This window comes from Congregibacter sp. (genome assembly GCF_047617445.1).
In the GTDB taxonomy this organism is placed as follows: Bacteria; Pseudomonadota; Gammaproteobacteria; order Pseudomonadales; family Halieaceae; genus Congregibacter.
Genome location: NZ_JBLGBE010000012.1, coordinates 47,981 through 56,246 on the forward strand (window position 1 = coordinate 47,981; position 8,266 = coordinate 56,246).

Consider the following 8,266-nt stretch of genomic DNA (forward strand, 5'->3'; position numbering starts at 1 on the left):
AGAGGTAGTAGGTCCCGGTGAATGATCAAAAGCATGAGAGTCGACGCATGGGTCGCACAATGCAGGTCTTTGCCTGGCTGGCAGTAATGGCGCTGCTAATGCTGTATTTCGGAGATGTACTGGATCGACAGCGCAACCCCAATCGCAGCGTTGATACGGCAGTGACCGCCGAGGGCGTGCGAGAGGTGGAGCTGCGCCGAAATCGCATGGGCCACTACGTTAGCGCAGGTACGATTAATGGCGAAGACGTCGTTTTTCTCCTCGACACCGGCGCTACCGGTGTTGCTATACCTGCAGCGCTTGCGGAACGCCTATCGCTTCCCCGCGGGCGAGCAATACTCACAAACACGGCCAATGGAAGTACCCGCAGCTATCTGACGAGACTTCAGGAAGTGGCTGTGGGAGATATCCGCCTACAAAACGTAGAAGCGTCGATTACGCCGGGTCTACAGATGCAAGAGGTGCTGCTGGGTATGAGCTTTCTCAAATACATTGAATTTACCCAGCGCGGCAGTACGCTGACTCTTCGCCAATACCCTCAGGACTAAGCGCGTGGGCGACCAGTCGCCTTGAGGCTCAGCAATGGCCTCAGTGCTGCCAGGCGGGCAGACTTTCAAATCCCGGTGCCAGTATGATTTCCATCGCATTGTCAGTGGGCGCGAAGGACTGACCCACCATCTCGTCGTAGGCGCTGCGCTGAATGAGCACCATCTCCACATTACGCAAACTGGACAACGCGGACTTCATATCCAAAAGGTTGCGCGTCTTTAGCGACTTGCCGTCGCCACCCACAATCAACCGCCGCTCTCCCTGTACATCCGCATGGGCGATGTACAGGCTGAGATCCACAGACTCGACAACAATACGATCAAGCTGCAGAGACCGCAGGTCTTTAAGCGTTGCCTTCATGGAATCCACCTATTACATGCCGCGTAAAACGACAGTGTGCCGCGATTAGACTCAAAATTTGTCTCTAAATCGGCAGGAAAAAGACTTCAATCTGCGACCATACTGACAAAATGTGGACGCAGGCGACTCGGCCTCTTCTCCGCCAGAGGAATTCCTGCATCATAAGGCCTTAAGAAAGAAAAGACCGTAAAAGTCATGCTCATCGATCGTCAGAAAACGCGATTTAGCTGCAACGGAGAGGCGTTAGATGCAGCCCCCCGCTGTCCCGGGGTGTATCGTTTCTACAGCGAAGCTAATGCTCTGCTGTACATCGGTAAAAGTGTCAACATCGGCACTCGTCTAAACAGTCACTTTGCCGATGCTCGGGAGCCCGGGCGTCAGCAACGCATGATGGCGGCAGTCGATCGTGTCGATTGCCAACTTACCGCTGGAGAGATTGGTGCTTTGCTCATCGAAAATGCAGCGATCAAAGCCGAGGCACCGCTGTACAACCGGCGGCAGCGCCGGAGCCGCAAGCTTTGGACGCAGCGCCTCCAGGAAAATGTCGATGGATTTTTACAGATCTTCCCCAGTGACTTTTGTCCCGCCGGCGAGCGCTTCGAGTCGGTGTTTGGCTTGTTTCGCTCCCGTCGTCATATAGACGATGCTCTGCGAAATCTTGCCCGGGAATATTCCCTGTGTTTACGCATTCTGGGGGCCGAGCGCGGACAAGGCGCTTGCTTTCAACATCAGATCGGACGCTGCAGCGGCGGCTGTGCGGGCAAAGAAAGCGCCACGGATCATAACTCTCGCCTGCTCGCTGCGCTTGAGCAACAACGTATCGCTGCCTGGCCCTTTGCAGGCCCTATTCTGCTGGCAGAAGAGCACGAGCGCTCGAGCAACTACAGCGGTCAAGGCAGTGCGATCCAGCCGCGACGGCAGTTTCACCTGCTGCATCACTGGTCGTATTTAGGGACCTATGAGCGTCGAGATCGCGCTCGTCAGGCAGCTAAACGAGGCAGCCCGCTAGTTTTTGATCGAGACACCTATCGCATCGCCATTCGATCATTGCGCAGCAGTGAGCGCGTGCTCCTGGACGGTTTTAGCGGCGAGAGTATTGCGAATCCTTTTGCCTCTTCGCCTACCACTACGTCTCCTGTCGTGCCACATTGAGAAGCGCTGCTGGGGCGCTACATAGCCGCCAACACTGCGACAGCGGGGGCCACCATGCCCATAAACAAGGCGATTCCGTAGCTCAGCAGCAGCAACAACGATTTGCCGATAGCACCACCCCAGCTACTGCCATAACAGCGGCGCGGTGCCAAAGGCGGATAAACAATCAGTAACAGTGAAAACAAGCCGTCTACGTCCCAGCTAATTTTCTCAACCGCCGTAGAAATCAAATAGAGAAGGTAAACAAAGGTGTGGTAATGCAGCGCAAAGACCAGATGCTGTAAGTAGTGGTAGGGCGAAAAGTAGTAGGCCAGCTTTAACAATAGAGCAAACAAGGGCAGCATGACGAACATAGCCTGCGGCAGATGCGCCCGGAGATCATCAAGGTAGCCTCTAGGGTCCTCTTTGACTTGTAACGCATTCGCTTTGATGCGCTTTTCAAGTTCCTACATCCAGGGTGGCCCACCGTCCAGCAGGCTAATGTTAAATCCATCAGCGTCTGCATCTGGATCTATGGCCGATTCCAGCTCCTGAATGACACGGACCGCTTCTTCATCGCCAGCGGCTTGTTTCGCTGCCAACTTTCTTTTCAAGGCATCCTGGACGACTGATCGAGCATCCGGAGCCTCTGTTGATTCGAGTGTCGTCGATGTACAGTCGAAATGGCGGCATGTAACGCATGCGCCCGCCCGCATTAAACTCTGCGCTCAAAAAACCAGGGCGGAACAATAGTGGGGACAGCGTACGCCGCACCCGGGAGTCCCGAGTAGCAACATCGCCGAGAATGTCTGTCGCTGCCTCAGTGAAGTGCAAATCACCACGACCTTCGCGCTGGCTACAACTTCTGCAGTATTGCCCATCCAGGGGCGTATCGCAGTCACGGCGATGTGTTGTGGATGCCGCCAGGCTGAAAGACTCTCCGGCTAACCCTCATTGGCCGCCCGCCTAGCAGTGGCGGGAGATCAAAGCTTAGTAAGCCCCTCGGGCCAACAGATCGGCAGGCACCGTCGCGAACAACAAGCGGATATCCAGCCATAAAGAACGTTTATGGATGTCACGAATATCGAGTTGAACCTGCTCATCAAAAGACATCTCACCTACCCACACATTCCATAACTGGGGTAATTCATCAATCGAGGCTTTGCGGATAAACCGGCCAATCCGCGTCTGGGAAAACAGCACGGGGCCAGAAGCTACGTGCCCGCTGTAATAGCTTAGCCAGATCGGGTAAGCACAGTTCGCAAGGCTGGAACAGCCGATGCGGGATAGTACCGCCGCCGCGACTGACGAAGACAGGTCGACATCAGATGATCGTCTGCGAACCGGCCTTTACGCTCTAGGCGAGTACAGAAAAGCATAACTAACGATCCGACTAGGTCTCTGCTAGGCTCAAGTTCACTGCATTTTTTAAGCTAAGGATCTAAGTCATGCGCGTCATTCTTTGGGTGCTAGGAATTCCTGTTGTTCTGCTGATTTTAGCGGCGGTGCTTGTACCACTGTTTTTGGACGAACAAGCACTGGTCGATATCGTAGCGGTGAAACTCAAAGCGGAGAGCGGGGTTGAATTGGAAGTTAATGGCGACGTATCTTTCTCGCTATTCCCCAAGTTGGCTCTCGCGGCCAGCGACGTTATTCTTGAGATTCCTGATAGTCAAACGCGGGTAGTTGCAGAATCCCTATCCGCAGGGGTGGCGCTGATGCCTTTGTTTCGTAGCAGCGTCGAAATAGACAGTATTAAGGTTGACGGTTTGACGCTCACCACCGAAGCCGCCGATGAGGAAGCCGCAAAAGTTGCCGCCATGGGCACCTCAAAGCTCAGTGAATCCGAGCTGGACCAGTTCTATACCCTGCGAGCTCAGGCCCGGGTCAAAGCTCAGGCAGAAGCTGCCGCTAGCGTGGTGGCGGCCCCCCTGGCACTGGAAGTCGGCGAAATTTCTTTGCGAAACATTCGCGTAATCACCGTAGATAGCGCCGGCACGCCCATTAGCGAACTACAGCTTCGACAGCTCACGGCAAGTGACCTGAATCTCGACGGTCGTGCCGTACCTTTAACTATAGACATCGTGATCCCCTCAAACACTGATGCCCCGCCTATAGAGATCGCTCTGGCAGGGGAGTTCAGAACAGATCTGGATGCGGAAACCCTCAGCCTCGATAGCCTGAATGTTCGGGTCACCGGCGCCACCGCCGCTCCCCTCACGCTGGGCTTGAGTGGCGAAGTCGCGCTGGATACCCAGATCGCCGATCTTAGTCTCGAATTGAAGACTGGCGAGCTAACAGGCAGCGGCACCGTCCGCTACGCGAGTTTTGAAAGCCCTCAGATTGATGCAAACCTGGCGCTCACCGAACTCAATCCTGCCCTGCTGGTGCTGGCCGGGCCCGAGGCGGGTGCGGAAATCGCCGATAGCACTGAAGAATCAGGGCCCGACATGCCTTTACCCTTGCATGCCATACGCATGATCGACACCCGAGCCAAACTGCAAATCGACAAGGTGGTGCTCGACGCACATGAACTCATCGACGTCAGCGCTTCTTTGCGTATCGTCGACGGCGTCGCCACCTTGAACCCGGTTTCGGCCCAGGTGCATGGTGGCGATATTGCTTTTAAGGCGGTGTTTAACGGTCGCTACAATCTCGCCACCCTTAGCACCCAAGGCGGTGTCACGGGACTGGACATTGCCCAAGCAGTGTCAGCTATGGAGCTTGGCATGCAGGCCCGAGGCGCCGCGAATCTGGAGTGGTCGCTCAATGGAGCCGGCAAGACTAGTAACACCCTAAGCCAGTCCCTCACAGGGCCGATTAGCTTTACCACTCAGGACATCACTCTGGAAGGAATCGCTATGGAGAAGATGTTCTGCCAGGGCGTTGCCTTGGTGAATCAAGACTCACTGAGCGCTGAGTTCCCGGTAGATACCCGCTTTGATGCACTGGAGGCCCAGGTCCAGCTAGCCAACGGCATAGCGACGCTAGACCCCTTAACTGCCCAGCTGGCCGCCGTGGGACTACAGGGCAACGGTACCTTGAGCATTGAGTCCCAGGATCTTCGCGCAAGTTTCCGAGCCCAGCTGTCATCCGCACTGGGCGAGCTCGATCCTGCCTGCAGAATCAACGAGCGCTACGCCGATTTACGCTGGCCGGTTGAGTGCAAGGGCAACCTAGCTGGCGACCCGGCGAGTTGGTGTGGCGTTAATACCAGTGAAATCATCAAAGATCTGGCCGAGGGCGAAATCAAACGTAAAGCCACAGACGAGGCAGGAAAACTGTTTAAAAAGCTCTTTGAACGCGACTAGTTAAGTACGCGATAGCCCCGCCCGCTGAGGCAGCGCTTTACCACGCGGACCTTGTCGCGCTCGCCTTGGGAAATACCCCGAGCGCCGCCCGTGACGGCGCCAACGCCAGCGCCTTGCAGCGCACCTTCGCTGCTATCTCTCACGATGGCCCCCACAGCGCCGCCAACGACCGCACCGGATGCAGCGCCCCGAGCGGCCTTTTCACCCGTACGTACTTCGTCGGCATACACTTCGCACTCTGCCTTGTCTGCTGCATAGCGCGCCATGTCTACACCTTTTCGGTCGATGATGACTTCATCGGTGGTTGTACAGGCGCCCAGAAACATCAAGGGCACCATCATCAGGGCGGCATGAACACGAGTCGAACACATAGCAAAACTCCGTAGTAAGCGGGATTTAAGCTTCTACGTAACAAAAGCCCTTATCTGTCGGACGACAAAAATCCGCTAGCGTCCACTTTTTTCTGCAGCGACCAACTCACGAACGTCCTCCAGGAGCATCTTGGCATCAAACACGATGCCGTCGCGCACGGTGTATCGAACACCTCCTACGCGCTCCACAGATCCTGTCTCAAGGTTTAGTCGCCTATGCCCCGTGCCATACAGTAACTTAAAGTTGGCTAAAGGATTCTCGTCCATGATCACAAGATCGGCCTTTTTGCCCACTTCGACGCTGCCAATCTCCTGATCCAAACCCAAAAGTTCTGCCCCATCCAGTGTCGCCGCCTTGATCACCTCAAGAGGATGAAAGCCAGCCTCTTGAAGCAGTTCAAACTCCCGGATATAAGCAAATCCATACACTTTGTAAATAAAGCCAGCATCCGAGCCCACCACCACACGCCCGCCCGCATTCTTGTAATCATTTACAAACTCCATCCAGCGACCAAAATTCTGTTTCCAATCGATTTCTCGCTGGGTCGTCCAATCGAAGAAGTAGGACCCATGAATGTCCGGGTTCGCATCAAAAGCCCGCGCCATATAGGACGGTACATAGTCGTCCATCCAATCAGCGTTACGCGCTCGCATCAGATCCCGATTAGCTTCATAGATGGTGAACGTCGGTGACAGCGTAAAGTCCAAATCCACAAGCTCTGAAATCGTTCTCTGCCATGTTTCAGAGCCCGGTGCTGCCGCCTGCATCCACAAACGCCCCGCCTCTCCAAAACGATCCTGCTCATTGCTGTAGTTGTAATCATGGGGGTAGCCCTGAATCACGCGATCTTCAAACATCGCCTCCGGGAGTCCGTACCAGTGCTCCATGCTGTCCAAGCCCAAACGCGCACTATCAAGTACGTTGGTCTGTACCACTGATAACTGCGCATGGTGATAAGAGGTTTTCATGCCCAGACGCTTGGCTTCTTCCATGGCAGCGGCAAAGGGTTCCGCGCGCGCGCCCCGAAACTTCACCCCGTCGGCACCGCGCTTGCGCACCGCCTTGACCCAGTCTCGAGCCTCGTCCGCCGTAGCGGTCGAGGGCGGAAACATCGCATGAACGCGCATCCTCGGCGCGCTGATTTCTCCTGCCGCGGCGAGCTCCCGGTGTTTGAGTGTCCAACCCAGGCCCATCACAGCGCCCACATCCCGAACGGTCGTCACGCCATGTGCCAGCCACAACTTCAGAACGTACTCTGAGTCCGTAAGTGCCCCGGCCTGCGCGTGCCCGGGGGTTCCAAGATGCGTATGCGCATCCACAAAGCCTGGCAGTACATAGCCACCTTTAACGTCGATGACCTCGGCGCCGGCAATCTCAGCATCGGTCGAATGTCCCCCGCCAATAGAGTAAATACGGTCCCCACGAACCTCGATGGTCACGGGTCCTCTCGGCGGCGCCCCGTCACCCACAACCAGCATCGCGTTTTGAATGATTAATCGATCAAAAGGGCCCTGAGCTTCATCACCTCGAAGCGGTGCCAGTTTGGGTGGTGCGAAGCCTGCCGCCAGCGCCGACGCAATCCCCTCTTCTCCAGGTTCCGGTCTGTCTTGAGCGGCAGTCGCAGTCGCTCCCGCCATGGCGGTGATCAACATCGCAAGCGCAAACGCTTTGGCCGCAGGTAATGGCACACTCTTGCCGTTCATTAGTCCACACATGGGAAACCCCTCTTATTTGGTATAGGCACTGTACAAGAATAGCTTAACTCTTTTTCCTGAAAAGGAGCCGCCGCTATACTGCTGCAATAGAAATCACCGTTACTGACTTTTATTAGCCGTGCTTTAAGTCGACTAAAACCTGGAGGGTATTTCGCTGAGATGGCGCTAAGACGACGTCAGTTCACTCACGCCAGCTTACTGCTGCCCCTATTAAGCGGATTCAGTTCGTCTGCGGGGTCTGTGGCCGTGGACAGCGGTCATCGTAAGATTCTTCTAGACACCGATATTGGCAGCGACATCGATGACGCGGTAGCGCTGGCTTATCTGCTGCGCCAGCCCCGCTGCGAACTGCTGGGCATTACTACGGTGACGGGAGATGCCCAGGGACGCGCTCAACTGGCTGCAGCGCTTTGTCGCACAGCCGGAATCGACGTGCCTATCTATGCCGGAATAGAGTCGCCTCTAGTTGTCGAGTCCATGCAGACCGAAGCGCCACAAACGCGGCGTCTCAAGGGTTCGCAGCCTCAGTTCGCCAATGACCAGGCCATAGACTTTCTGCGGGCAACAATTCGCGCGCACCCTCAGGAAATCACTCTATTGGCGATAGGACCCCTGACCAACATAGCAACGCTCTTTAGCCGTGATCCCGAGATTCCAGGGCTACTGGCAGAGCTGGTCATCATGGGTGGCAAGTACTCTGGTTATCCAACGCCCTGGGGTCCGACAGAGTGGAACATCATCGTGGATCCTCACGCCGCAGCGCAGGTGTTCTCGGCCGCAGTTCCAAAAATCAGCGCTATCGGCCTGGACATTACCTGGCAGGTCAGT

At 55.7% G+C, this 8,266-nt stretch carries 11 protein-coding genes; 4 read left to right on the top strand and 7 right to left on the bottom strand.

Features of this window, described 5'->3' with window-relative positions:
• Positions 1 to 17: 17 nt before the first annotated feature.
• Positions 18 to 548, top strand: coding sequence for a TIGR02281 family clan AA aspartic protease (locus ACI9KD_RS04925; RefSeq protein WP_414980045.1), 531 nt, complete (start codon positions 18 to 20; stop codon positions 546 to 548).
• A 40-nt stretch (positions 549 to 588) separates the two neighbouring features.
• On the opposite strand, the gene ACI9KD_RS04930 is transcribed toward ACI9KD_RS04925, so the two are convergent.
• On the bottom strand, positions 589 to 909 hold the full coding sequence (locus tag ACI9KD_RS04930) for a DUF6482 family protein (RefSeq protein WP_414980046.1): 321 nt from the start codon (positions 907 to 909) through the stop codon (positions 589 to 591).
• A gap of 195 nt (positions 910 to 1,104) precedes the next feature.
• Here ACI9KD_RS04930 and ACI9KD_RS04935 point away from each other — a divergent pair, with 195 nt between their 5' ends.
• Positions 1,105 to 2,061, top strand: a complete 957-nt coding sequence (locus tag ACI9KD_RS04935; protein WP_414980047.1) for a GIY-YIG nuclease family protein — start codon at positions 1,105 to 1,107, stop codon at positions 2,059 to 2,061.
• Between the two features lie 17 nt (positions 2,062 to 2,078).
• Here ACI9KD_RS04935 and ACI9KD_RS04940 read toward each other — a convergent pair whose 3' ends face one another.
• The 4 genes from ACI9KD_RS04940 to ACI9KD_RS04955 all read right to left on the bottom strand — a co-directional run bounded on the left by ACI9KD_RS04940 (position 2,079) and on the right by ACI9KD_RS04955 (position 3,243).
• Complete coding sequence (locus ACI9KD_RS04940; RefSeq protein ID WP_414980048.1) at positions 2,079 to 2,405, bottom strand: hypothetical protein; 327 nt, start codon at positions 2,403 to 2,405, stop codon at positions 2,079 to 2,081.
• A gap of 102 nt (positions 2,406 to 2,507) precedes the next feature.
• The gene (locus tag ACI9KD_RS04945) at positions 2,508 to 2,642 is read right to left on the bottom strand and encodes a hypothetical protein (protein ID WP_414980049.1); all 135 of its coding nucleotides are present in this window, start codon (positions 2,640 to 2,642) and stop codon (positions 2,508 to 2,510) included.
• Complete coding sequence (locus ACI9KD_RS04950) at positions 2,614 to 2,814, bottom strand: DUF3667 domain-containing protein (RefSeq protein ID WP_414980055.1); 201 nt, start codon at positions 2,812 to 2,814, stop codon at positions 2,614 to 2,616. The genes ACI9KD_RS04945 and ACI9KD_RS04950 overlap by 29 nt, the downstream gene beginning before the upstream one ends.
• A gap of 216 nt (positions 2,815 to 3,030) precedes the next feature.
• Complete coding sequence (locus tag ACI9KD_RS04955; protein ID WP_414980050.1) at positions 3,031 to 3,243, bottom strand: sugar transferase; 213 nt, start codon at positions 3,241 to 3,243, stop codon at positions 3,031 to 3,033.
• A 245-nt stretch (positions 3,244 to 3,488) separates the two neighbouring features.
• Here ACI9KD_RS04955 and ACI9KD_RS04960 point away from each other — a divergent pair, with 245 nt between their 5' ends.
• Positions 3,489 to 5,351 carry an AsmA family protein gene (locus ACI9KD_RS04960; protein ID WP_414980051.1) on the top strand — a complete coding sequence of 621 codons (1,863 nt, stop codon included), beginning with the start codon at positions 3,489 to 3,491 and terminating at the stop codon, positions 5,349 to 5,351.
• On the opposite strand, the gene ACI9KD_RS04965 is transcribed toward ACI9KD_RS04960, so the two are convergent.
• Both ACI9KD_RS04965 and ACI9KD_RS04970 read right to left on the bottom strand, forming a co-directional pair.
• Positions 5,348 to 5,722, bottom strand: a complete 375-nt coding sequence (locus ACI9KD_RS04965; protein ID WP_414980052.1) for a YMGG-like glycine zipper-containing protein — start codon at positions 5,720 to 5,722, stop codon at positions 5,348 to 5,350. The two genes, ACI9KD_RS04960 and ACI9KD_RS04965, sit on opposite strands and share 4 nt — an antisense overlap.
• Positions 5,723 to 5,797: 75 nt before the next feature.
• A complete protein-coding gene (locus tag ACI9KD_RS04970) occupies positions 5,798 to 7,426 on the bottom strand; it encodes an amidohydrolase family protein (protein ID WP_414980053.1) in 1,629 nt (542 codons plus the stop codon).
• A gap of 171 nt (positions 7,427 to 7,597) precedes the next feature.
• Between ACI9KD_RS04970 and ACI9KD_RS04975 the strand changes: the two genes are divergently transcribed.
• Positions 7,598 to 8,266, top strand: a 669-nt coding sequence (locus tag ACI9KD_RS04975) for a nucleoside hydrolase (protein ID WP_414980054.1), incomplete at its 3' end; no start/stop codon positions are given.

Coding starts and splice junctions, on each gene's coding strand:
- ACI9KD_RS04940 (WP_414980048.1), bottom strand. CDS start 2,405: ATGCTGCCCTTGTTTGCTCTATTGTTAAAGCTGGCCTACTACTTTTCG.
- ACI9KD_RS04965 (WP_414980052.1), bottom strand. CDS start 5,722: ATGTGTTCGACTCGTGTTCATGCCGCCCTGATGATGGTGCCCTTGATG.
- ACI9KD_RS04935 (WP_414980047.1), top strand. CDS start 1,105: ATGCTCATCGATCGTCAGAAAACGCGATTTAGCTGCAACGGAGAGGCG.
- ACI9KD_RS04930 (WP_414980046.1), bottom strand. CDS start 909: ATGAAGGCAACGCTTAAAGACCTGCGGTCTCTGCAGCTTGATCGTATT.
- ACI9KD_RS04960 (WP_414980051.1), top strand. CDS start 3,489: ATGCGCGTCATTCTTTGGGTGCTAGGAATTCCTGTTGTTCTGCTGATT.
- ACI9KD_RS04970 (WP_414980053.1), bottom strand. CDS start 7,426: ATGAACGGCAAGAGTGTGCCATTACCTGCGGCCAAAGCGTTTGCGCTT.